This window comes from Sphingomonas sp. 22R3R2A-7, assembly GCF_036856055.1.
Taxonomy (GTDB): Bacteria; Pseudomonadota; Alphaproteobacteria; order Sphingomonadales; family Sphingomonadaceae; genus Sphingomonas.
In genome coordinates, this window is record NZ_JASPFR010000001.1 from 1,806,042 (window position 1) to 1,830,336 (window position 24,295).

Here is a 24,295-nt window from a genome sequence, read left to right on the forward strand (position 1 = left end):
ACAACGAGATACGGAATTCGCGTGACCGCAAACCCTGCCATGCAGCACTCCGTCCAGACGCTGGCCGATCCGATCCTCGACACGCTCGTCCACCGGATCGGCAAGGATGCGCAGGCCGCGCTTCCACACGACTGGCTCGCGGCGACGATCCTGACGGTGCGCAACGACATCGTCGAACGCTGGATGGCGTCGACCAAGGCGGCGCATGCGGCGGGCGCCAAGCGCGTCTATTATCTCAGCCTCGAATTCCTGATCGGCCGGCTGCTCCGCGATGCGGTGACCAACCTGCAACGCAGCGGCGAGGTATCGCGTGCGCTCGCACTCCACGGCGTCGATCTGGCCGCGCTCGAGGAGATCGAGCCCGATGCGGCGCTCGGCAATGGCGGGCTCGGGCGGCTGGCGGCGTGCTTCATGGAAAGCATGGCGAGCCTCGCGCTCCCCGCTTACGGCTATGGCATCCGCTATGTGAACGGCATGTTCCGCCAGCGGATCGACGATGGCTGGCAGGTCGAGATGCCCGAAAGCTGGCTCGCGCACGGCAACCCGTGGGAGTTCGAGCGCCGCGAGAGTGCGTATTTCATCGGCTTCGGCGGCGAGGTCATCGCGACCGACAGCGGCCAGGTCCATTGGAGCCCCGCCGAGGCGGTCGAGGCGATCGCGGTCGACACCCCCGTCGTCGGCTGGCGCGGCGAGCACGTCAACACGCTGCGGCTGTGGACCGCGCGCGCGTTCGATCCGATCAAGCTCGACCGGTTCAACGCGGGCGACTTCACCGGTGCGCTCGCCGATCAGCTCCGCGCCGAGACGCTCACGCGCGTTCTCTATCCCAATGACTCCACCGCCGCGGGGCAGGAACTGCGGCTGCGGCAGGAATATTTCTTCTCGTCCGCCTCGATCCAGGACATCGTCCGCCGCCACATCCAGTATTTCGGCGACATCCGCACCTTGCCCGACAAGGCCGCGATCCAGCTCAACGACACGCACCCCGCGGTGTCGGTCGCCGAGCTGATGCGGCTGCTGATCGATCATCACGAATTCGCGTTCGACGAGGCGTGGAAAATCACGCGCGCCACCTTCGGCTACACCAACCACACCTTGCTGCCCGAGGCGCTGGAGAGCTGGCCGCTGCCGCTGTTCGAGCGGCTGCTGCCGCGCCACATGCAGATCGTCTACGCGATCAACGCAAGGCTGCTGCGCGAGGCGCGCGGCGTTGACGGCATCGACGACCGCGCGATCGCCGCGATCAGCCTGATCGACGAGGGCGGCGAGCGGCGCGTGCGGATGGCCAATCTCGCCTTTGCCGGATCGCACAGCGTCAACGGTGTCGCGGCGCTGCATACGCAGCTGATGAAGAAGACCGTCTTCGCCGATCTCCACTGCCTCTATCCGACGCGAATCAACAACAAGACCAACGGGATAACGCCGCGCCGCTGGCTGCAGCAGTGCAACCCGGGCCTCACCACGCTGATCCGCGACGCGATCGGCGACGGCTTTCTCGACGATGCCGAACGGCTGATCGATCTCGATGTTTTTGCCGACGATTCCGCCTTCAGGGAGCGGTTTTGGGCGGTGAAGCGTTCGAACAAGGTGGCATTGGCAAATCATATCAAGGACAGCATGGGGCTGCGTATCGACCCCGACGCGCTGTTCGACGTGCAGATCAAGCGCATTCACGAGTATAAGCGCCAGCTGCTCAACATCATCGAGACGGTCGCGCTGTACGACCAGATCCGCAGCCACCCCGAACGCGACTGGACGCCGCGTGTGAAGCTGTTCGCGGGCAAGGCGGCGTCGAGCTATCACAATGCGAAGCTCGTCATCAAACTGGCGAACGACGTCGCGCGCCGGATCAATGCGGACCCGTCGGTCGGCGGGCTGCTCAAGGTCGCGTTCCTGCCCAATTACAATGTGTCGCTCGCCGAGAAGATCATCCCCGCCGCCGATCTCAGCGAACAGATCTCGACCGCGGGGCTCGAGGCGTCGGGCACCGGCAACATGAAGTTCGCGATGAACGGCGCGCTGACGATCGGCACGCTCGACGGCGCGAATATCGAGATCAAGGATCGCGTCGGCGACGACAACATCTTCATCTTCGGCATGACCGCGGACGAGGTCGAGGCGAAGCGCGCCTCGGGCTATGACCCGCGCAGTGTGATCGACGGGTCGGCCGAGCTGCGCCAGGCGGTCTCGGCGATCGCCTCGGGCGTGTTCTCGCCCGATGATCGCCAGCGTTATGCGGGGCTGATGGGCGGGCTGTACGAGGGCGACTGGTTCATGCTCGCCGCCGATTTCGACAGCTATGCCACCGCGCAGCGCAGCGTCGACACGCGCTGGAACGATCGCGACGCGTGGGTCGCCTCGACCGTGCGCAACGTCGCGCGTGTGGGCTGGTTCTCGTCCGACCGCACGATCCGCGAATATGCCCGCGATATCTGGACGGTGATGTGAAGCCACCCGAAGGCGCCATCGTTGCCCTGATCGAGGGCCGTCACGACGATCCCTTCTCGCTGCTTGGCGTGCATGCCGGCCCCGGGGCACGTTCGCGCGCGCCTGGCTGCCCGGCGCGGCGACCGCGGAGGCGCACGCACTCGACGGCACGACGCTTGGCACCCTGCCCCGGATCGACGATCGCGGGCTGTTCGAGGGGCCGATCGACGGCGATCCGCAGCCGGTGAAATACCATGCCGAGGGCGGTGGCGCGGATTGGTGGGTGACCGATCCGTACAGCTTCGGCCCCGTGCTCGGCCCCGTCGACGACGTGCTGATGGCGGAAGGCAACCACCACCGCCTCCACGACAAGATGGGCGCGCACCTGATCGAGCATGAGGGCGCGCACGGCGTTCATTTCGCGCTCTGGGCGCCCAACGCGCAGCGCGTCTCGGTGGTCGGCGACTTCAACGACTGGGATGGCCGCCGCCACGCGATGCGCAGGCGCGGCGACGTCGGCGTCTGGGAGATCTTCATCCCCGACATCGCCGAATATCGCGCGTATAAATACGAGATCGTCGGTCCCGATGGCCGGCTCCAGCCGCTGAAAGCCGACCCCTTCGCCTTTGCCAGCGAGCTGCGCCCCGCGACCGCGTCGATCACGCGCACGCTCGCGCACGAATGGGCGGATACGAGCCACCGCAAACACTGGGCCTCGGTCGATCCGCGCCGCGTGCCGATCAGCATCTATGAGGTTCATGCCGGATCGTGGGACCGTGACGAGAATGACTGGTTCCTGACCTGGGACGCGCTCGCCGACCGGTTGATCCCGTACGTAGTCGAGATGGGCTTCACGCACATCGAGTTCATGCCGATCAGCGAACATCCCTATGATCCGAGCTGGGGCTATCAGACCACCGGGCTCTACGCGCCGTCCGCACGGTTCGGCGATGTCGAGGGCTTTGCGCGGTTCGTCGACGGTGCGCATCTCGCCGGGATCGGCGTGCTGCTCGACTGGGTGCCTGCGCATTTCCCGACCGACGCGTTCGGGCTCGCGCATTTCGACGGCACCGCGCTCTACGAACACGAAGACCCGCGGCTCGGTTTCCACCCTGACTGGAACACCGCGATCTACAATTTCGGGCGGCGCGAGGTGTCGTCCTTCCTCGTCAACAACGCGCTGTTCTGGGCGGAGCGCTATCATATCGACGGGCTTCGCGTGGATGCGGTCGCGTCGATGCTCTATCGCGATTATTCGCGCGAGGCGGGCGAATGGATCCCCAACGACACCGGCGGGCGCGAGAACTGGGAGGCGGTCGCATTCCTGCGCGACATGAACCGCGCGGTCTACGCACAGCATCCCGGCATCTTCACGATCGCCGAGGAATCGACCTCATGGCCAGGCGTCTCCGCGCCCGTCGGCGATGACGGCAAGAGCGGTGGGCTGGGCTTCGGGTTCAAGTGGAACATGGGCTTCATGCACGACACGCTCCAGTACATGGCGCGCGATCCGCTGCACCGGAAGCATCATCACGGCGAGATCAATTTCGGGCTGGTCTATGCGTTCAGCGAGAATTTCGTCCTGCCGCTCAGCCATGACGAGGTCGTCCACGGCAAGGGCTCGCTGCTCACCAAGATGCCCGGCGACGACTGGCAGCAATTCGCGAACCTGCGCGCCTATTACGCGTTCATGTGGGGCTATCCGGGGAAGAAGCTGCTCTTCATGGGGCAGGAGTTCGCGCAGCGTCGCGAATGGTCCGAAGGCCGCGCGCTCGACTGGTGCCTGCGCAACAGCCGCAGCCATGAGGGCATCCGCAACCTCGTCCGCGACCTGAACACGGTCTACCGCGACAAGCCCGCGCTCCACGCGCGCGACTGCGAGGCCGAGGGCTTCGAATGGCTGATCGCCGACGATGCCGCCAATTCGGTCTTTGCGTGGCTCCGCAAGGCGCCGGGTGCGAAGCCCGTCGCGATCATCGCCAACATGACGCCGATCGCGCGCGCGCCCTATCGCATCCCGCTCCCGCTCGACGGCCGCTGGTGCGAGATCATCAACAGCGACGCGCATGAATATTGGGGCAGCGGGCTCGGCAATCTCGGCGGCGTCGTCGCGGAAGACGGCGCGGCATGGGTCACGCTGCCGCCTCTGGCCACGATCATGCTCGAGTTCGAGGGCTGAAACGGAACAAGCCGCGGGTGACGAGGCGTTATACCGCGGACGATTAGGGAGAGACGAAGATGGTTGAACGGCGGGGACAGCCACTGGCGCGCGACGCGATGGCGTATGTGCTGGCCGGTGGCCGCGGCAGTCGGCTGATGGAGCTGACCGACACGCGCGCGAAACCCGCGGTGTATTTCGGCGGCAAGGCACGGATCATCGATTTCGCGCTGTCGAACGCGATCAATTCGGGCATCCGCCGGATCGGCGTCGCGACTCAGTACAAGGCGCATTCGCTGATCCGCCACCTTCAGAGCGGCTGGAACTTCCTGCGCTCCGAACGCAACGAGAGCTTCGACATCCTGCCCGCCTCGCAGCGGATCAGCGAGTTCCAGTGGTATGAGGGCACCGCGGATGCCGTGTACCAGAATATCGACATCATCGAGAGCCACGCGCCGGAATACATGGTCATCCTCGCGGGCGATCACATCTACAAGATGGATTACGAGCTGATCCTGCAACAGCATTGCGAGACCGGCGCGGACGTCACGATCGCCTGTCTCGAAGTGCCGCGGATGGAGGCGGTCGGCTTCGGCGTGATGGCGGTCGACGAGCATGACAATGTCACAGCCTTCGTCGAGAAGCCCGCCGACCCGCCGGCGATTCCGGGCAATCCGGACATCGCGCTGGCATCGATGGGGATCTACGTCTTCCACACCCGGTTGCTGTTCGACGAGCTGCGCCGCGATGCCGAAACGCCGGGATCGTCGCGCGACTTCGGCAAGGACATCATCCCGTACCTCGTCAAGCACGGCAAGGCGGTCGCGCACCGCTTCTCCGACAGCTGCGTCCGATCGGAGGGCGAGGTCGAGGCCTATTGGCGCGACGTCGGCACCGTCGACGCCTATTGGGAGGCGAATATCGACCTCACCGACGTGGTACCCAAGCTCGATCTCTACGATCGCAGCTGGCCGCTCTGGACCTATTCGGAAGTCACCCCGCCCGCCAAGTTCGTCCATGCGGACGACGGTCGGCGCGGCGAGGCGGTGTCGAGCCTCGTGTCGGGCGACTGCATCATCTCGGGCTCGTCGATCCACCGCAGCCTGATCTTCACGGGCACGCGCGCGCACAGCTATTCGATGCTCGACCAGGCGGTGATCCTGCCGCACTGCGAGATCGGCCGCGGCGCGCGTCTGTCGAAGGTCGTCGTCGACCGCGGCGTTGTGATCCCCGACGGCCTCGTCGTCGGCGAGGATGCCGAACTCGACGCACAGCGCTTCCGCCGCACCGACAACGGCGTCGTCCTCGTCACCAAGTCGATGATCGACCGGCTGATCACGTGATGGCGCAGCGGGCAGCCCATCCCCCGACCGATGCCTTTGAGACACGCGTGCTGTCGGTCGCGTCGGAAGCCTATCCGCTGATCAAGACGGGGGGCTCGCCGACGTGGTCGGTGCGCTTCCCGCCGCGCTTGCACCGCACGGCGCCGCGCTCACGACGTTCCTCCCGGGCTATCCCGCGCTCGCCGCCGTGACGAAGCGGGCGAAGGTCGTCCATCGCTACACCGACCTGCTCGGCGTCGAGGCACGCATCCTCAAGGCACGGATCGGCGATCACCCGCTCCTCGTGCTCGACGCGCCCAGCCTGTTCGCCCGCGGCGGCGGCCCATATGGCGACGCGAGCGGGATGGACTGGGTCGACAACTGGCGTCGCTTTGCCGCGTTCGGCCGCGCCGCCGCCGATCTCGCCTCGGGTGTCGTCGAGGGCCATGCGTTCGACATCCTCCACGCGCATGACTGGCAGGCGGCGATGGCCCCCGCCTATCTGCGCTACGCCCCCGGCCCCGGCACCCCTGCGAAGACGATCGTCACGATCCACAATATCGCGTTCCAGGGCCGCTATGGTCACGACATCTTCACCGCGCTCGCGCTGCCCGACGCCGCCTTCGCGCTCGACGGCATCGAATATTATGGCGGTGTCGGCTTCCTGAAGGCGGGGCTCGAGGCCGCCGACGCGATCACCACGGTCAGCCCGACCTATGCCGCGGAGATCCGCCGCGGCGAGTTTGGCATGGGGCTCGAGGGGCTGATCAACGATCGCGCAGGCCGTGTCTCGGGGATCGTCAACGGTATCGACCCCGCGGTCTGGAATCCCGAATCCGACGCCGCGCTGCCCGCGCGATACACGCACCGGACGCTGGGTCGCCGTCGTGCGAACAAGCGCGCGGTCGAGACGCTCTACGGCCTCGACAGCGGCGACGGGCCGATCTTCACCGTCATCAGCCGGCTGACCTGGCAAAAGGGCATGGACGTCCTCGTCGACATACTCGACGAACTCGTCGCGCTTGGCGGCCGATTGGCGCTGCTCGGGTCGGGCGACACCACGCTCGAACACGCGTTCCTAGCCGCGGCGGAGCGCCATCCCGGCCGGATCGGCGTGCGCATCGGCTATGACGAACCCGTCTCGCATCTGCTCCAGGGCGGCGCCGACGCGATCCTGATCCCGTCGCGGTTCGAACCCTGCGGCCTGACGCAGCTTTATGGGCTCGCTTATGGCTGCATCCCCGTCGTCGCGCGCACCGGCGGTCTTGCCGACACCGTGATCGACGCCAACGAGGCCGCGATCGCGGCGGGCGTCGCCACCGGCGTCCAGCACGACGGAGTCACGCCCGATGCACTCCGCCACGCGCTGCGCCGAACGCTCGCGCTCTATGCACGCCCCGATCGCTGGGCCATGTTGCAGCGCAACGCGATGCGCGCGGACTTCTCGTGGGACGAGAGCGGCCGCCGCTACGCAGACCTGTATTCGAGCCTCCTGGAGCCAGCATGATCCGCACCGTTTCGACCACGCCCTATACCGATCAGAAGCCCGGCACCTCGGGTCTGCGCAAGAAGGTGAAAATCTTCCAGCAGGCCAATTATGCCGAGAATTTCGTCCAGTCGGTGTTCGACGTCGTCGACGACAAGGCGGGCGCGACGCTGGTAATCGGCGGCGATGGCCGTTTCCTTAACCGCGAGGTGATCCAGGTCGCGATCCGCATGGCCGCGGCGAACGGCTTCGGCCGCGTGATCGTTGGCCGCGGCGGCATCCTGTCGACGCCCGCCGCGAGCCACATGATCCGCAAGCGCGGCGCGATCGGCGGGCTGGTCCTGTCCGCCAGCCACAACCCCGGCGGTCCCGACGAGGATTTCGGGATCAAGTACAATATCGCCAATGGCGGCCCCGCGCCCGAATCGATCACCGACGCGATCAACGCGCGCACGCTCGAGATCGACCGCTGGCTGACTGTCGACGCCGCCGACATCGATCTCGACCAGGACGGTGAGGTCATGGTCGGTGACATGCCCGTCGAGGTCGTCGATCCGGTCGAGGATTATGCCGCGCTGATGGAGACTTTGTTCGACTTCGACGCGATCCGCGCCGCGAAGCTGACGATGGCGTTCGACGCGATGAGCGCGGTCACCGGCCCCTATGCGACCGAGATCCTCGAACGCCGGCTGGGATTTGCGGCGGGCACGGTGCGCAACGGCACCCCGCTTCCCGATTTTGGCGGGCATCACCCCGACCCCAACCTCGTCCACGCGCACGCGCTGTACGAGACGATGATGGCGCCCGACGCGCCCGATTTCGGCGCGGCGTCGGACGGCGATGGCGACCGCAACCTGATCATCGGCCGGCACCGGTTCGTCACTCCCTCGGACAGCCTCGCGATGCTGGCGGCGAACGCCCACCTCGCCCCCGGCTATGCCGGCGGGCTCAAGGGCATCGCCCGCTCGATGCCCACCAGCGCGGCGGCGGACCGCGTCGCGGCAGCGCTCGGCATCCCCGCGTACGAGACCCCGACCGGCTGGAAGTTCTTCGGCAATCTGCTCGACGCAGGCATGGCGACGATCTGCGGCGAGGAGAGCGCGGGCACCGGCTCCGACCATGTCCGCGAGAAGGACGGCCTGTGGGCAGTCCTCCTGTGGCTCAACATCCTCGCCGTCCGCGGCGAGAGCGTCGATGCGATCGCGCGCGATCACTGGGCGAAGTTCGGCCGCAACTATTACGCGCGTCATGATTACGAGGGGATCGACACGCCGCGTGCGGACGCGTTGATGGCCGCGTTGCGCGCCAGTCTTGCCACGCTGCCCGGCCAGCGTCATGGCGACCTTACCGTCGAGACCGCGGACGAGTTCGCCTATACCGACCCCACCGACGGCTCGATCAGCCGCAACCAGGGTGTCCGGATCCTGTTCGAAGGCGGCAGCCGCGTCGTCTTCCGTCTGTCGGGCACCGGCACCAGCGGCGCGACGTTGCGCGTTTATCTCGAGCGCTACGAAGGCATCGGCGGCGATCTCGACCGTGATACCGGCGACATGCTGTCCGGGATCGTCGCGGCAGCAGAGGCGATCGCAGGCATCGAACGGCACACCGCGCGCACCGCGCCGGACGTCGTGACGTGATCCGCCGCGCCGTGCTGCTTGCGGCGTCCGCGCTGCTCGCCGCCGCGGCGCCGGCACCCGAGACGCCGCCGCGCTCCCCGGCGCAACTGTTCGGCCCGCTCTACACGGCGGTCCAGATGCGCGGGCTGTTTCCCGATTCGAAGACCTTTGCCGACGCGGTCCCCCATCGCTCGCCAGAGGCGATTCTGGCCGCCTATGCGCGCTGCCGCTGCGACACCGCGCCGGCACTCCGCCGGTTCGTCGAGGCGAATTTCGCGATCCCCGCCACCCCCGCCGCGCCACCGACGATCCAGAAGCTGACGCTGAAGGCGCATATCGACGCGCTCTGGCCACAGCTCACGCGGACCCAGACGACCGTTCCGGCCGGCGCGTCCGCGCTGTCGCTGCCGAGGCGCTATGTCGTCCCGGGCGGCCGCTTCCGCGAGATGTATTACTGGGACAGCCATTTCACGCTGCTCGGCGTCCAGCGATCGGGGCGCCAGGATCTGGTCGAGGACATGGTCGTCGATTTCGGCAGCCTGATCGATCGCTACGGCCATGTCCCCAACGGTACGCGCACCTATTATCTCAGCCGTTCGCAGCCTCCCGTCTTCTATCTCATCGCCGCGCTCTCGCGCGATCCGACGACGCTCGCGACGCGCAACCGGCAGCTTCGCGCCGAACACGCATTCTGGATGGCGGGCGCCGAGACGCTCAGGCCCGGCGAGCAATCGCGTCGCGCGGTCCGCCTGCCCGACGGCACTTTGCTCAACCGCTATTGGGACGATCGCGACGATCCGCGCGACGAAAGCTACCGCGAGGACGCCGCGCTCGCCGACCAGACCCCGTCGCGCGATCGGCGCCAATTGTTCCGCGATCTGCGCGCGGCGGCGGAAAGCGGCTGGGACTTTTCGTCGCGCTGGCTCGGCGACGGGCGCTCGCTCGCGACGATCCGCACCACGCGGTTCGCCGCGGTCGATCTCAACAGCCTGATGTTCGGCATGGAACAGGCGATTGCCGCAAACTGCAGCGCGCTGGGCGATCCGGCGTGCGCGGCGGCGTTCACGGCGCGCGCGTCCGCCCGCGCGGCGGCAATCCGCAAGCATCTGTGGAACGGCCGGTTCTTTGCCGATTACGACCTCGACGCCAACCATGCGAACGACTTTGCGAGCGCGGCGATGGCGTTCCCGCTGTTCGCGCGGATCGCCACGCGCGATCAGGCGAGCGCAACCACCGCCGCGCTCCGCCCGTTCGTCGGCGAGGGCGGCCTGCGCACCACCGCGATCGGCAGCGGTCAGCAATGGGACGATCCCAATGGCTGGGCACCGCTGCAATGGGTCGCGATCCAGGGCCTGCGACATTATGGCGAGACCACGATGGCGGACCAGATCGCCAAGGCATGGCTCGCCAGCGTGTCGCGCGAATACACAGCGAGCGGCAAGCTTCTCGAGAAATACGACGTCGTCGAGCGCAAGCCGGGCGGCGGTGGCGAATATCCCAACCAGGACGGGTTTGGCTGGACCAACGGCGTCACGCGCGCGCTGATGACCGACTGATCCAGCGCCGTCCCCGACACCTTCGCACGACACAAAAAAAGGGCGGGAGCCTTTCGACTCCCGCCCCCGCAGAGACACCCGGTATCAGAACTTCAGGCGGGCCCCGATCGTGTAGGCGCGACCGATCGCGTCGTACGTCGTCGGGAAGGTGTTGCCGCTGTTGAACGCCGTACCACCGACGGTCGACCCGACCAGAGGCGGCTTCTTGTCGAACAGGTTGTCGACGGTCAGCGTCATCTCGAACTGGTCGGTCGGCAGGAAGCGGAGCGCCAGGTCGAAATAATCATAGGCGTCGATCCGCTCATACGCGTCGAGCAGTGTCGCCGGGTTCGGCCCGCCCGGCTGCGCGGTCGTCAGCGGCTGCGTCGCCGTTGCGCGGAAAGGCTCGATCGCGACCGAGTTGACGTGGTTCCACAACAGCGAGATGTCGAACATCTCCTGGCTGTAGGTCACGCGACCATTCCACTTCCACTCGGGCCGCGGGTTGGTGCAATTCGTGCTGTAATAGCCCGTGCAGTCGCGGTTGATCGCGTTCGGCGTCGCCTGGAAGTGGTAATAGTCGAGCCAGGTCGCGTTGAAGCCCAGCGACAGCGTGCCGGGGACATTGATCCCGGCATCCTGCAGCCGCGCGCGCTGCGTGACGCCGAAATCGATACCCGCCGTCTCGATGACGCCGAGGTTCGAATAGCTCAGGATGACGCCCGGCGTCTCGCCCGCCCCGTTCAGGCTGCCCGTCAACGGGTTGCGCTGAATCAGCTGGCAGAAGCTGTTATTGGCGAAGCTCGGGTTGAGCGCTGCCGAATAGCAGCCGTTGAGGATGTCGCCCTGCCCCGGCTGCGTGATCGCGTCCTTCACGACGATGTTGAAGTAATCGACCGTCAGCGAGAAGCCCGGCAGGAACGTCGGCGTCAGGACGCCGCCCAGCGTGTAGGTCCGCGCACGCTCGACATCGAGATCGCGGTTGCCCGCGGTCGTGACGTTGATCTGCCCCGAGGTCGGCGCGGGGATCGAGCCGATCGTGTTCGACGGCGCGCCGGTCGCGACGCACAGCGCCGCCAGACCACCCGAGATCGCCCCCTGGCACGGATCGGGATTGAGGTTGCCAAGCCCCTGCACCGGCGAGGCGAAGAGCTCGGCGATGTTGGGCGAACGGACCGCGCGCTGGTACATGCCGCGGAACTTGAAGCCCTTGATCGGCTCGTAGCCGCCGCCCGCCTTCCACGTCGTGCTGCCGCCCGTCGTCGAATAATCGGAATAGCGGACGCCGCCTTCCGCGGTCAGCTTGTAGATGAAGGGCACGTCCTCGACGAGCGGGACGATCAGCTCGGCAAACGCCTCCTTGGTCGTGATCTGCCCGAAATCGGCGGGCGTGCGTGCGCCGGTGCCGAGCACTTCGCCCTGGATCTGCGACGGGCCATCGGGCGTGCTGCGCGCGCTGACCTTGCGGTATTCGCCGCCGATCGCGAAGCCGACCGCGTTGGTGGCGAACGGCGAGCTGAGCCCGAACAGGTCACCCGCGATGCTGCCGGTGACGACCGTCAGCTCGGTCTTGCGGGTGATGATCGCATCGAGATCGATGAACGCGAGCTGGTCGGCGGTGATGCTGCCGTTGGGGCCGAACAGGTTGAGCGGGACGCAGCCATTGCTCGTGTCGGCGCAGCGCAGCGTGCCGTCGGCCGTCCGATAGGCGCGCAGCGCCTGCTGGACCTTGCTGTACGACCCCCAGTTCTCGCGAACCTGGTTCTGCGACGTCTCGCCATATTGTGCCGACAGGTCGAACTTGATCCCGTCGGTGATCTTGCCGCGGACGCCGCCCTGGACCTGGAACATCTGCGAGGTGATCGGATTGCCGCGCGGGCCATATTCGGTGAAGCGACGCTGTGCGACGACCGGCACTTCGAGATAGCCCGCGGTCCCCGGGCCACCCTGGACCGCCGCCGCCGCGGCGCAGGCCGCAGCCGACACGCGCGGCTGGATTCCGGCGAGCGTCAGGTTGGTGTCCGAGTTGCAGATCTGGTTGCGCAGGCCGGCGGGCAGATACGGGTTGTTGAGCGCGAGCTGATAGGTGTTGCCGAACGTCGCCGACGGCGCGAGCTGCAGGCGGACTTCGCTGCGGCTGTACATCGCGGACGAATAGAGCTCGATTTCGTCGGCGACCTCATAATGCGCGGCCGAGTAGATGTTGATCTTGTTGAGCGGCGTCTGGAAATAGGTGCCGTTGTTCGTGTTGTACGTGTCCGCCGCGGTCGCCGCCTGCAGCAGCCCCGTCGTCGGATTGACCACCGCGCCGAAGGCGCTCGTCGGCAGCCCCAGCGACGCGTTGCTCGGCGACGCGAAGATCGTCACCTGCGCCGCGGTCGCGCCGGAGAACTGGCCGTTCGCCGAGCTGATCGGGAACGCGCTGATGTCGCGCTGCGTGTGGAGCAGCGGGTCCGACTGGGTATAGCCGATGCCGAGGACGACGTTGCCCTTGCCGTCGGCAAGGTTGGCGCCGAACAGGATGTCGCCGCGATAACGTGCGGTGTCGCCGCGCTCGGAGATCCGGTAGTTCGACGTCGCCTCGACGCCCTGGAAATCGCGCTTCGTGACGAAGTTGACGACGCCCGCGACCGCATCGGCGCCATAGACCGACGACGCGCCGCCCGTGACGATGTCGACGCGGTCGATCAGGCCGACCGGGATCACGTTGGTGTCGGTCAGGTTGTCGAGACCGAACGGCACGATGCGACGGCCGTCGAGCAGCACCAGCGTGCGGTTGTCGCCGATGCCGCGAAGGTTGATCGTCGCCGACCCGTCGCTGCCGTTGTTGACGCCGGGTCCGAGCGATGGACGTACCGATGGCAGCGTCCGGAGCAGTTCCTCGGCGGTACCGGGCTGGCGGAGCAGCAGTTCCTGCTGGCCGATCACGTTGACGGGGCTTGCGGTCTCGAGGTCGGGACGGCCGATCCGCGACCCGGTCACGACGATATCGGTTGCGGGAGCATCGCTCGTCGCCTGCGCCTCAGGAACGACCTCGACCGGTTCGGCAACTTGCGACAGTGCCGGTGTGGCCCCAATGAAAGCACCGACGAAGAGCGTGGACGCAAGTAACCTGCACCGCAAACCTGCATTCATGTAATTTATCTCCCCTGTGCGCACCTACCCCCGTAGGCACGCCTCCCGTTTAGGGCCGTTCCGGCCTTGCCAAGAGTGTGCATCGCAGTGCAGCATGCGACAATCGGCGTTATGACCAACTTTTCCGATTTGTTTCGGATGTGACATTTTCGATACAATGTCCGGATCGGACCTGCGTTATGCTGACCGTCGATCGGTGCGAGGGGGATCATGACGGACGTTTTTGGCATGGCCGCGCTGGCCGCGGTGATGGCGGCGCAAATGGTCGCGCAGACCGGGCCCGCGCCCCAGTCCGACAGGATCGTGGCGGATCTGTCGCGCTGCCTCGAGATCGCCGACGCCCGCGAGCGGCTCGCGTGCAGCGATGCCGCGGTGCGGACGCTCGTCGACGCCGTGAAGCGCCGCGACGTGGTGATCCTCGACCGCCGCCAGATCACCCGGACGCAGCGCTCGCTGTTCGGCCTGCCCGTCGATGCGGGCGCGCTGCTCGCGACGCCGGCGGCACCCGCCGAGCGGATCGAGGCGCTCGACACGGTGGTCACCGCAGTCGCGCCCGTCGCCGGCGCGCGCTGGACGCTGACGCTTGCCGAGGGCGGCCGGTGGCAGACGATCGCCGCGTGGGACGGCGATCGCGATCCGCGGCCGGGAATGGCGGTATCGCTCCACCGCGCCGCGCTCGGCAGCTACATCCTGCGCAGCCCCGGGCTGCGGAGCATCAAGGTCCGGCGTATCCCCTGAGCGCTGGCTCCTGCCCTTCGACATGCGCGCCGGTTCTGCGTAGGATCGGCGGCATGACCACAGCCCCCTTGCGCCGCCGCAGCGCGCTCTACATGCCCGCGTCCAACCCCCGCGCGATCGCCAAGGCGCGCAGCCTGCCGTGCGACGTGGTCATCCTCGATCTCGAGGATGCGGTGGCACCCGGCGAGAAGGCGGCAGCGCGCGCGACGATGGCGGCCGAATGCCGCGCCGGCGGGTTCGGCGATCGCGCGCTCGTCGTCCGGATCAACGGGCTCGACACGCCCTGGGGCGCCGCGGATGCCGAGGCGGTCGCGGGGCTCGCGCTCGATGCGGTACTCGTCCCCAAGATCGCGTCCGACCGCGATCTCGTCGCGGCACGCGCGGCGATCGGCCCCGAAGGTCCCGCCTTGTGGGCGATGATCGAGACCTGTGCGGGTATCCTCGCGCTGCCGGGGATCGTCGCCGCCGCGTCGTCGGCGATGCTGACCGCGCTGGTCGCGGGGACCAACGATCTCGCCAAGGAGATGCGCTGCCGTCCGGGCACCGAGCGCATGCCGCTGATCCACGCGCTCGCGGCAACCGTCACCGCCGCGCGCGCCGCGGGTCTGCTCGCGCTCGATGGCGTCTGCAACGCGCTCGACGATCCCGACCGGCTCGCGCGCGAGGCGTTGCAGGGGGCGACGCTCGGGTTCGACGGCAAGACGCTGATCCACCCGTCGCAGATCGCGGCCGCCAACAGCGCGTTCGGCCCGGCACCGGAGCAGGTCGCCTGGGCGCACCGCGTCGTCGATGCGTTCGCCGACGACGCCAACGCCGCACGCGGCGCGATCCGTCTCGATGGCGCGATGGTCGAACGGCTTCACCTCGAGGAAGCCAGGGCGATCCTCGCGCTGGCCGGATAGCCCCCGCCCGCCGCGTCTAACCGCGCGGCGAGACGATCAGCCGCGCGGGCGGCCGATCCAGTCCGCGACCTGCGTCGCGACGGTGTTCGCCGCGGTGTTGATCCCGGCGGCCGCCGACGGTGCATCGATCGCCGCGACGGGCACACGCGCCTCGAAGCGATGCTTTTCGACCGTCTGCATGCCCGCCCGCGTCAGCGCCGCGTCGAACGTCACCACGGCTTCGCGCGTCGTCGCGTCGAGCCCGAAATTGCGCAGTTCGCCACCAAGCTGGGCGCTCGGATCGCCGACGGCCTGGACCGACGACAGCACGACCATCCCCGTGCGCGCCGCCACCGTATCCGACATCAGCCGCGCGAACAGCCGTGCGGGCGGCTCCGCCCATTGCGCGTCCTTCACATAGGCGATCGACGTCGCGGTCGACTGGACCGGAACGCGCGCCGTCGCGAGCGCCTGCGGCACCGTCGGCACCTGCAGCGTGATCGACCGGGCGGTCCCCGAATTCTGGTCCTGCCCGACGGGGACCGACGACGCCGACGTCAGCGTCAGCAGCGTCGGCGGTGGTGCCGCGCCAAAGCTGATGCAGGCGCTGAGCGGCAATGCCGCGAGGAGGATGAGCAGCGGTGTCTTCATGGCGGTCATCACTTACCCTTGTAATCCGGAAGCTTCTGCTGCCCGACGAGCGAGCCTGCCCCCTGCTGGTCGACACGTTCGGCAACCGACGACAGCGCGGCGGCCGTGGTGCGCAGGTCGTGGACGAGGCGGTTGGCCTCGGGGATCGTCGTCTTCGAGAACGCCTGCAACCCGGGCCGCGCATCGCCGATCGCCGCGTTCAGCGTCTCCGCACTCGTCTGCGCCGACTGGATCGCCTTGTTCAGATTGGCCATTGCGGGCTTCACGTCCTCGGCGAGGACCCCATTGGTCGTCTGCGCGAGAACGCCGAACTGCTGTGCGGCATCACCCGCCTGCTGGATCGCCACGCGCGTCTGCGCCAGCGTCGCCGCGATCTCGGGCCCGCGATCCGCCAGCGCATCGGTCAGGCGGTTGGTGTTCTCGAGGATCCCCGCGATCGACGCCTGGTTGCGATCGGTGAGCAGCCCGGTCAGCCGCTCGGTCAGCGTCGACAACCGCTCGAGCAGCTGCGGCGCGGAGTTCAGGATCGCGCCGAGCCCGCCCTGCTTCGTGGGGATGACCGGTACGCCGTACGGACAGGGCTGCCCGTTCGAATCGGGGCATCCGATCGCGGGCGCACTCTTACGCGCGCCATCGAGCGACACCTGGCTGACACCGGTGAACCCGACGCCCGAGATCGACGCGGTCGTGCCCTGCAGGACAGGGGTCTCGTCCTTGACGCTGATGCGGACGCGGACGAACGAGGGGTCATTTTTCCATAGCGAAATCGATTTGACCTGGCCCGACGGCACGCCCGAAAACGTGACGGCCGAGCCGGGGGCGAGACCATCGACCGACTGGCGGAAGAAGATGTCGTATTCCTTCTCTTCCGTACCGCCGAGGCGCGCGATCCACACGGTGAACAGCGCGAGCATCGCCAGCAGGATCAGCACGACGGCGCCGACAAGGACGTGGTTAGAACGGGTTTCCATCAGCGCGCCCTTGCTTCTTTCTCGGCATATGTCGCGTCGGCATCATCGGCCGCGGACTGCTTGGACTGGACTTCGGTCGGGTGAGCCTCGGCGACCGCGTCGGCACGCGCGTGCGCCTCCTGCGTCGCGACCGCCGCACGGCCCCGCGGACCCTTGAAATATTCCTCGATCCACGGATGATCGAGCGCGAGCAGTTCGTCGATCGTCCCGACCGCGATCACCTTCTTGTCGGCGAGCACCGCAACCCGGTCACAGATCGCGTACAGCGTATCGAGGTCGTGCGTGATCAGGAACACGGTGAGACCGAGCGTCTTCTGCAACGACTGCGTCAGCTCGTCGAACGCCGCCGCGCCGATCGGATCGAGGCCCGCGGTCGGCTCGTCGAGGAACAGCAATTCGGGATCGAGCGCGAGCGCGCGGGCAAGCCCTGCGCGCTTCTTCATCCCGCCCGACAATTCGGCCGGAAACTTGTTCGCGGCATCCGCGGGCAACCCCGTCATCACGACCTTGTACCCGGCGATCTCGGCGAGCAGCGCGGGCGGCAGGTCGGGATAGAATTCGCGCAGCGGCACCTCGACATTCTCGGCGACCGTGAGCGTCGAGAACAGCGCACCGCCCTGGAACAGCACGCCCCAACGCTTGCGGATCTCGGTCGCCTCGGTCTCTTCGCGGCCGATATTGGGCTCGCCGAAGACGGTGATCTGCCCCTCGGACGGCGTCTGCAGCCCGATGATCGAGCGCATCAGCACCGACTTGCCGGTACCCGACCCGCCGACCACGCCGAGGATCTCGCCGCGCCTGACGTCGAGGTCGAGCCCTTCATGGATGACCGATTCGCCGAAAGCGTTCTTCAGCCCCTTTACGGAGATGATGATCTCGTCCTTGTCGCGCGCCATCAGTCCCAACCGATCCAGGTAAAGAATACCGCGAAGAACGCGTCGAGGACGATGACCAGGAAGATGCCCTGCACCACCGCCGACGTCGTGCGCAGGCCGACCTGTTCGGCATCCGCCTCGACCTGCATGCCCTGGAAGCACCCCGCCACCGCGATGATCGCGCCGAAGACGGGCGCCTTGATCAGCGCGATGTACAGGTCGGTGATCGGCACGACCTCTCGGATGCGCGCGATGAACGTGACGGGCGGAATCCCGAGCTGGATCCAGCACAGCAACCCGCCGCCGATGATCGCGATCAGCGACGCATAGAAGGCGAGCAACGGCATCATGACGATCGCCGCCAGCACGCGCGGCAGCACGAGCGCCTCCATCGGCGACACGCCGATCGTCCGCATCGCGTCGATCTCTTCGGTCAGCTTCATGGTGCCGAGCTGCGCCGCGAACGCCGACCCCGACCGTCCCGCGACCATGATCGCGGTCATCAGCACGCCGAGTTCGCGCAGCGTCAGCCGCCCGACGAGATTGATCGTGAACACCTCGGCACCGAACTGGCGCAGCTGCACCGCGCCCTGCTGGGCGATGACCACGCCGATCAGGAAGCTCATCAGTCCGACGATGCCGAGCGCGGCAATGCCGACCACCTCGAACCGCTGGACCACCGCGTTGAACCGGAACCGGTGCGGATGGCGAATGACGCTGCCGAACGCGATCGTCGTCGCGCCGAGAAACGCGAGCAGCCCCATCATCGTCTTGCCGGTCAGCACGACCGCGTCGCCGATCTCGCCGAGCACGCGACTGACCGCGCCGACGGGCTTCGGACGCTCGGTCTGCGGCTGGTCGGATGCCACGACCTGATCGAACAGTTTCTGGTCGTCGGCATCCAGCCCGTCGATCGTCGCGTCGTTGCGCGCCGCAAACCGGTGGACCACCCACGCGCCGATCGTGTCGATCCGCTCGACCCCGCTCAGGTCGACATGCGCGATCCTGGCGGCGTCGACCGCCTCCAGCCGTTCGGGCAATGTCCCAAGCCTGGCAAGAGACAGATCGCCGGTAAAGCGAAGCGTACCGGTCTCGGCACCGTCCTGCTGGAAATCTGCCATCGCACTCATCGCGGCACCTTTGCGGCAAACGGACTGGATCGGCAAGACGAATGCTGTGTAAGCGCGGATAATGACTCAGCTTCTCGCCATCTACGACATGGACAAGACGATCACGCACGCGCCGACCTGGACGCCGTTCCTGATCCATTCCGCCCGCAGCGGCGCGCCGTGGCGGCTCGCGCTCGTTCCCGTCGCCGCGTTCGCCGCGATGGGCTATGTCGCCAGGCTGATGAGTCGCGGACGCCTGAAGCACGTGATGCAGCGGATGATGCTCGGCAAGTCGATGTCGCCCGAGCAGGAACGCCGCGCCGCGACCGCGTTTGCCGACCGGGTGACGAAGGACGGCGTCTTCGCCGCGGCGCTGCGCCAGATCGAGGCCGACCGCGCCGCGGGCTACCGGCTCGTCATGGCGACCGCCTCCTACCGGTTCTATGTCGAGGCGATCGCCGAGCGGCTGGGCTTCGACGCGGTCATCGGCACCGAGAGCCTGCGCGATGCGAATGGCCACCTGCTTGCGGGGATCGACGGCGAGAATTGCTACGGCCCCGCCAAGCTCGCGATGATCGAGGCGTGGATGGCGCGCGAGGGGATCGCGCGCGCCGATGCGCATGTCCGCTTCTATTCCGATCACGTCTCGGACGCGCCCACCTTTGCCTGGGCGGACGAGCCGTTCGCGGTGAATGCGCATGGCCCGCTCCGCCTGCTCGCCAAGGCGAAGGGCTGGCCGATGCCCGACTGGGAGCGATAGCCCCCGTCTAAAGTCGCCGCCTAGAGCAGCAGGTCGATCGTGTGGATCGCGAGCCCGACCAGCCCGCCGACGATCGTCCCGTTGACGCGAATATATTGCAGGTCGCGGCCGACCGCGTTCTCGAGCCGCCGCGTGATCGTGTCAGCATCCCATCCACGCACCGTCTCGGACACGAGCCGGACGATCCCGTCGCCATAATCCGCGGCGATCCCGACGACCGCGCGCCGGACGAAGCGGTTGATCGTGTGCGACAGCCGCGGATCGCGCTGCAACGTCTCGCCGAGCTGACGCAGGATGTCACCCAGCTTGCCCGCCATCGCGCGTTCGGGGTCGCGCGCGATCCCGAGCAGCGCGGCGCGTGCCTGTTCCCACAGGCCATCGAGCCAGCGCTGCATCGCCGGGTTGCCGAGCAGCTCGTTCTTCAGCGTCTCGATCCGCGCGCGCATCGCCGGGTCATGCTGGAGGTCCTCGGCAAACCGCGCGAGCCCTTCCTCGGCGCGGACGCGCAACGGATGGTGCGGGTCCTCCGCCACTTCGCCGAGCAGCTTGTCGAGCCCGTCGATCAGCTTGTTCGCGACCGCCCCGTCGAGCCCGGTCCAGCGCAGCAGCGAGCCGGCGCGGTCGTGCACCATCGCGCGGATGAGATGGTCGTTCGCCGCGAGCGCCTGCGCCGCCCAGCGGATCCCCGCATCGAGCAGCGGTGCGTGGCGCCCTTCCGCGATCGACGCCTTCAGCAGCTGGCCGAGGATCGGCGACATCTCCGTCTCGCGCAGCCGTGCGCCGATCCCGGCCTTGACCATGCCGCCCAGCCGCGCCGGGTCGAGCCCCTCGAGCACCTGCGCCACCAGCTTCGACGCACCCGACCGGAACCGCCCGCCCGCACCCTCGGGCGGGTCGGTCAGCCAGCGCGCGATCGCCCCCGCGACGTCGAGACGCCGCATCCGCCGCGAGATCACCGCGGGCAGGAGGAAATTGTCGCGCAGGAAGACCGCGAGCGTGTCGCCGATCCGGTCCTTGTTGCGTGGGATGATCGCGGTATGCGGGATGGGCACGCCAAGCGGATGACGGAACAACGCGGTCACCGCGAACCAGTCCGCGAGCCCGCCGACCATCGCCGCTTCCGCGAACGCGCGGACGAACCCGATCGCCGGATGCACCGGGCCGATCGCCCGGCTGACGAGGAAGACGACCGCCATCGCGACGAGCAGCCCGGTCGCGACGATCCGCATCCGCACCAGCGCAGGATTGACGGCTTCCTGAGCCGGGCGCGCACGGGTGATCGGTATCATAGCCGAAACAATCCCCGAGCGCAGGGATAGTTCAAGGCGCGACCGCACCCGCGCAAATCATTCGCCGCAACCGGCAACGCTTCACGCGGCGGATCACACGGCGAATCACGTGGCGCGTCACTCGGCGGGCTGGGTACCGCCCTCCCCGTCGGCATAGCCGATCTTGGGCGACGCCGGCCCGAGCATCGGCCGGTCGGGACCGGGGATGCCGAGCGGCCCCTCGCCATTGTCGCCTGGCCGATAGGTCAGCAGACGCCGGCCCAGCCGCGGTCCGACCGCGCGCTCGATCCCGACCGCGAGACTGAACGCCGCGGGAATGATCAGCAGCGTCAGCAGCGTCGACAGCGCCAGCCCGCCGATCACGACCGTGCCCATCGGCGCGCGCGATGACGCATCGCCGCTGATCGACATCGCGGTGGGGACCATGCCGGCGACCATCGCGACCGTCGTCATCACGATCGGCTGCGCCCGCTTGTGTCCGGCATCGATGATCGCGGTGAAGGTGTCGACGCCCTTGCTCATCTCGTCGAGCGCGAAGTCGATCAGCAGGATCGAGTTCTTGGCGACAATCCCGAGCAGCATCAGCAGCCCGATATAGACCGGCATCGAGATCGGTTGCCCCGTGACCCACAAGGCGAGCAGCCCGCCGAGCGGTGCCAGCAGCAGCGACCCCATGTTGACGAACGGCGGCAGCACGCGGCGGTACAGCAGCACCAGCACCGCGAACACGAGGAACGTTCCCGAGACCACCGCCATGATGAAGTTGGTGATCATCTCGGCCTGCCACTTGCTCTGGCCAAGCGTGAGTTCGCTGACACCGACCGGGAGCATCTTCATCGTCGGCAGCGCATGGACCTGCTTCATCGCATCGGAAATCACGACGCCGGGCGCGAGATCGGCGCCGAGCGTGATCTGCCGCTGCTGGTTGACGCGGTCGATCTTGGTCGGGCCCGAGCCCAGCCCGATATCGGCCACCACGTTGAGCGGCACCGAGCCGCCCGATGCGGTCGCGACGGGCAGGTTCTGGATCGTCGAGAGGTTCGAGCGCGCAGACTGGTCGAGCGCGACGCGGATCGGGATCTGCCGGTCGGTCAGCGAGAATCGCGCCGAGTTCTGGTCGATATCGCCCAGCGTCGCGATCCGGATCGCCGACGACAAGGCCTGCGTCGTCACGCCGAGGCTCGCCGCGAGGTCGAAGCGCGGGCGGATGACGATTTCGGGCCGCTGCATCCCCCCGACACGCGCGGTGCGGTCAGCGACTTGAGCGACCCCATTTCCGCGACGATCTGGTCCGCCGCCTTCTGCAATTTGGCAGGGTCGCTGCCGCCGAGCACGACGGTCACGTCGCGACCGCTCGACCCCCAGCCCGACTGCGACCGGAACGACACGCGTGCGTCGGGGATCGCGGTCAGCTGCGGTGCGAGGCGGCGCTCGAAATCGACCGACTTCTCCTTGCGATCCTTGCTCAGGTTCGCGGTCACGTTGCCGCTGCCGACGCGGGTCCGCGCATAGACGGTCGTCACCTCGGGCTGCTGGCGCAGGATCTCGCTGACGCGCGCGACGACCGCGTCGGTCTGCGCGAGCGTGGTGCCGGGCACCATCTCGATCTGCGCGTTCGCATCATCCTCGTCGCGCGTCGGCTGGAACTGCGACGGCAGGACGGTGAACATGAACAGCGTCAGCGCGAACGACACCGCCCCCGCCCCGATCGCCCACATCCGGTGGTCGAGCACGCGGTTGAAGACCTTGCGCAGCCCGCCGCGGGCTCGCCATGCGGCGGCCTTGCGGCTGTCGAGCGTCCAGTGCAGCGTGCGGACATACCAGTCCATCACGCGGCCCTCGCCATGCGTCGCATGACCGAAGGACTTGAGGAAATACGCCGCGATCATCGGCGTCACGAGTCGCGCGACCGCGAGGCTCATCAGCACCGCGGCGACGACGGTCAGCCCGAAATTCTTGAAGAACTGCCCCGCGATACCCGGCATCAGCGCGACCGGCAGGAACACCGCGACGATCGCCATCGTCGTCGCCAGCACGGCAAGACCGATCTCGTCGGCGGCATCGATCGACGCCTGATAGGCGGATTTGCCCATCCGCATGTGCCGGACGATGTTCTCGATCTCGACGATCGCGTCATCGACCAGCACACCCGCCACCAGGCTGAGCGCGAGCAGCGTCATCCCGTTGAGGTCGAACCCGAGCAGGTCCATGAACCAGAAGGCGGGAATCGCCGACAGCGGGATCGCGAGTGCGGAGATCGCGGTCGCGCGCCAGTCGCGCAGGAACAGGAACACGACGATGACCGCGAGCACCGCGCCCTCGATCATCGCATGGATCGCGCTCTCATATTGCGATTCGGTATACTCGGTGCTGGTATAGCGCTGGACGAACTTGACCGACGGATTGCGCTTTTCGAGCGCGCGCAGCTTTTCGACAGCCGCATGATAGATCGTGACGTCCGACGCCCCCTTGGCGCGCTGGAAGTCGAAGGTGATCGCCTGGCGGCCGTCGACCGTCGCCCGGCTGCGCTGCTCGGCATACAGGTCGCGGACCTGCGCGATGTCGGCGAGCCGCACGGTGCGGCCATTGCCGACGCTGATCTGCGTCTGTCCGAGATCGGCCGCGTTGCGTGCGTTGCCCAGCACGCGGATCGATTGCTCGGACCCCGCGATTTCCGCGCGGCCGCCCGCGGCGTTCAGGTTCACCAGCCGCAACTGCGCGTTGACCTGGCTCGCGGTCAGCCCCTGGCTCTGCAGCTTGAGCGGGTCGAGGATCACGCGAGATCTCGCGGCTGACGCCGCCGTTGCGGCTGATCGTCGCCATCCCGGGGATCGACAGCAGCTCCTTGGTCACCGTGTCGTCGATGTACCAGGACAGCTGCTCGACCGTCATGCTCGTGGTGATCGCGGCAAAGCTCGCAATGTCGTTGCCGCTGGTGTTCGCGCGGTAGACCTGCGGCTCGAGGATGCCGTCGGGCAGGTCGCTGCGGATCTGCGCGATCGCGTCGCGGACGTCGTTCACCGCGCGATCGATCGGCGTACCGATCGTCAGCTGGATGATCGTCTCCGAATTGCCCTCGGTGACGGTCGAATTGATCTCGTCGATACCCTGGAGCGATCGCACCGCCGCCTCGACGCGCTGCGTGACCTGCGTCTCCATCTCGGTCGGTGCCGCACCCGGCTGGTTGACGACGACGATCGCGATCGGGAAGTCGATGTCGGGATCGCGGTTGACGTCCATCCGCATGAAGCTGACGACGCCTGCAAGCATCAGGGCCAAGAAGAGCACGATCGGCGGAACCGGATTGCGGATCGACCAGGCCGAGATGTTGCGGAAGTTCAT

13 protein-coding genes and 3 pseudogenes are annotated in these 24,295 nt (G+C 67.5%); 9 read left to right on the forward strand and 7 right to left on the reverse strand.

What is annotated here, in order from left to right; genetic code table 11:
• The first annotated feature begins 39 nt into the window (after window positions 1-39).
• The 6 genes and pseudogenes from QP165_RS08525 to treA all read left to right on the forward strand — a co-directional run bounded on the left by QP165_RS08525 (window position 40) and on the right by treA (window position 10,565).
• Window positions 40-2,448: a glycogen/starch/alpha-glucan phosphorylase gene (locus QP165_RS08525; RefSeq protein WP_333996986.1), complete on the forward strand. Its 2,409-nt coding sequence runs from the start codon at window positions 40-42 to the stop codon at window positions 2,446-2,448.
• Window positions 2,445-4,606, forward strand: a pseudogene (gene glgB, locus QP165_RS08530) (1,4-alpha-glucan branching protein GlgB). Before QP165_RS08525 ends, glgB begins: the two are co-directional and overlap by 4 nt.
• Before the next feature lie 59 nt (window positions 4,607-4,665).
• On the forward strand, window positions 4,666-5,928 hold the full coding sequence (glgC, locus tag QP165_RS08535; RefSeq protein WP_082445782.1) for a glucose-1-phosphate adenylyltransferase: 1,263 nt from the start codon (window positions 4,666-4,668) through the stop codon (window positions 5,926-5,928).
• Window positions 5,928-7,414: pseudogene (gene glgA, locus QP165_RS08540) on the forward strand (glycogen synthase GlgA). Before glgC ends, glgA begins: the two are co-directional and overlap by 1 nt.
• The gene (locus QP165_RS08545) at window positions 7,411-9,030 is read left to right on the forward strand and encodes an alpha-D-glucose phosphate-specific phosphoglucomutase (RefSeq protein WP_333995164.1); all 1,620 of its coding nucleotides are present in this window, start codon (window positions 7,411-7,413) and stop codon (window positions 9,028-9,030) included. The pseudogene glgA and the gene QP165_RS08545 overlap by 4 nt, the downstream one beginning before the upstream one ends.
• Window positions 9,027-10,565 (forward strand): alpha,alpha-trehalase TreA, encoded by a 1,539-nt coding sequence (treA, locus tag QP165_RS08550; RefSeq protein ID WP_333995165.1) that lies wholly within the window; start codon window positions 9,027-9,029, stop codon window positions 10,563-10,565. The genes QP165_RS08545 and treA overlap by 4 nt, the downstream gene beginning before the upstream one ends.
• Before the next feature lie 84 nt (window positions 10,566-10,649).
• On the opposite strand, the gene QP165_RS08555 is transcribed toward treA, so the two are convergent.
• On the reverse strand, window positions 10,650-13,679 hold the full coding sequence (locus tag QP165_RS08555; RefSeq protein WP_333995167.1) for a TonB-dependent receptor plug domain-containing protein: 3,030 nt from the start codon (window positions 13,677-13,679) through the stop codon (window positions 10,650-10,652).
• 210 nt (window positions 13,680-13,889) lie between these two features.
• Here QP165_RS08555 and QP165_RS08560 point away from each other — a divergent pair, with 210 nt between their 5' ends.
• Together QP165_RS08560 and QP165_RS08565 are read left to right on the forward strand one after the other, a co-directional pair.
• On the forward strand, window positions 13,890-14,417 hold the full coding sequence (locus QP165_RS08560) for a hypothetical protein (protein ID WP_333995168.1): 528 nt from the start codon (window positions 13,890-13,892) through the stop codon (window positions 14,415-14,417).
• A 53-nt stretch (window positions 14,418-14,470) separates the two neighbouring features.
• On the forward strand, window positions 14,471-15,319 hold the full coding sequence (locus tag QP165_RS08565) for an HpcH/HpaI aldolase/citrate lyase family protein (RefSeq protein ID WP_333995169.1): 849 nt from the start codon (window positions 14,471-14,473) through the stop codon (window positions 15,317-15,319).
• A 36-nt stretch (window positions 15,320-15,355) separates the two neighbouring features.
• Here QP165_RS08565 and QP165_RS08570 read toward each other — a convergent pair whose 3' ends face one another.
• Genes QP165_RS08570 through QP165_RS08585 form a run of 4 tightly spaced genes read right to left on the reverse strand, consistent with a single transcriptional unit; the run spans window position 15,356 to window position 18,925 of the window.
• Window positions 15,356-15,949, reverse strand: a complete 594-nt coding sequence (locus tag QP165_RS08570) for an ABC-type transport auxiliary lipoprotein family protein (RefSeq protein WP_082445869.1) — start codon at window positions 15,947-15,949, stop codon at window positions 15,356-15,358.
• 8 nt (window positions 15,950-15,957) lie between these two features.
• Complete coding sequence (locus QP165_RS08575) at window positions 15,958-16,920, reverse strand: MlaD family protein (protein WP_333995171.1); 963 nt, start codon at window positions 16,918-16,920, stop codon at window positions 15,958-15,960.
• Window positions 16,920-17,816, reverse strand: a complete 897-nt coding sequence (locus QP165_RS08580) for an ABC transporter ATP-binding protein (RefSeq protein ID WP_056017298.1) — start codon at window positions 17,814-17,816, stop codon at window positions 16,920-16,922. Before QP165_RS08580 ends, QP165_RS08575 begins: the two co-directional genes overlap by 1 nt.
• Window positions 17,816-18,925, reverse strand: a complete 1,110-nt coding sequence (locus QP165_RS08585; protein ID WP_333995173.1) for an ABC transporter permease — start codon at window positions 18,923-18,925, stop codon at window positions 17,816-17,818. Before QP165_RS08585 ends, QP165_RS08580 begins: the two co-directional genes overlap by 1 nt.
• Window positions 18,926-18,986: 61 nt before the next feature.
• Between QP165_RS08585 and QP165_RS08590 the strand changes: the two genes are divergently transcribed.
• The gene (locus QP165_RS08590; RefSeq protein WP_333995175.1) at window positions 18,987-19,664 is read left to right on the forward strand and encodes an HAD family hydrolase; all 678 of its coding nucleotides are present in this window, start codon (window positions 18,987-18,989) and stop codon (window positions 19,662-19,664) included.
• A 20-nt stretch (window positions 19,665-19,684) separates the two neighbouring features.
• Here QP165_RS08590 and QP165_RS08595 read toward each other — a convergent pair whose 3' ends face one another.
• Both QP165_RS08595 and QP165_RS08600 read right to left on the reverse strand, forming a co-directional pair.
• Window positions 19,685-20,953 carry a DUF445 domain-containing protein gene (locus QP165_RS08595; protein ID WP_333995177.1) on the reverse strand — a complete coding sequence of 423 codons (1,269 nt, stop codon included), beginning with the start codon at window positions 20,951-20,953 and terminating at the stop codon, window positions 19,685-19,687.
• Between the two features lie 117 nt (window positions 20,954-21,070).
• Window positions 21,071-24,295, reverse strand: a pseudogene (locus QP165_RS08600) (efflux RND transporter permease subunit).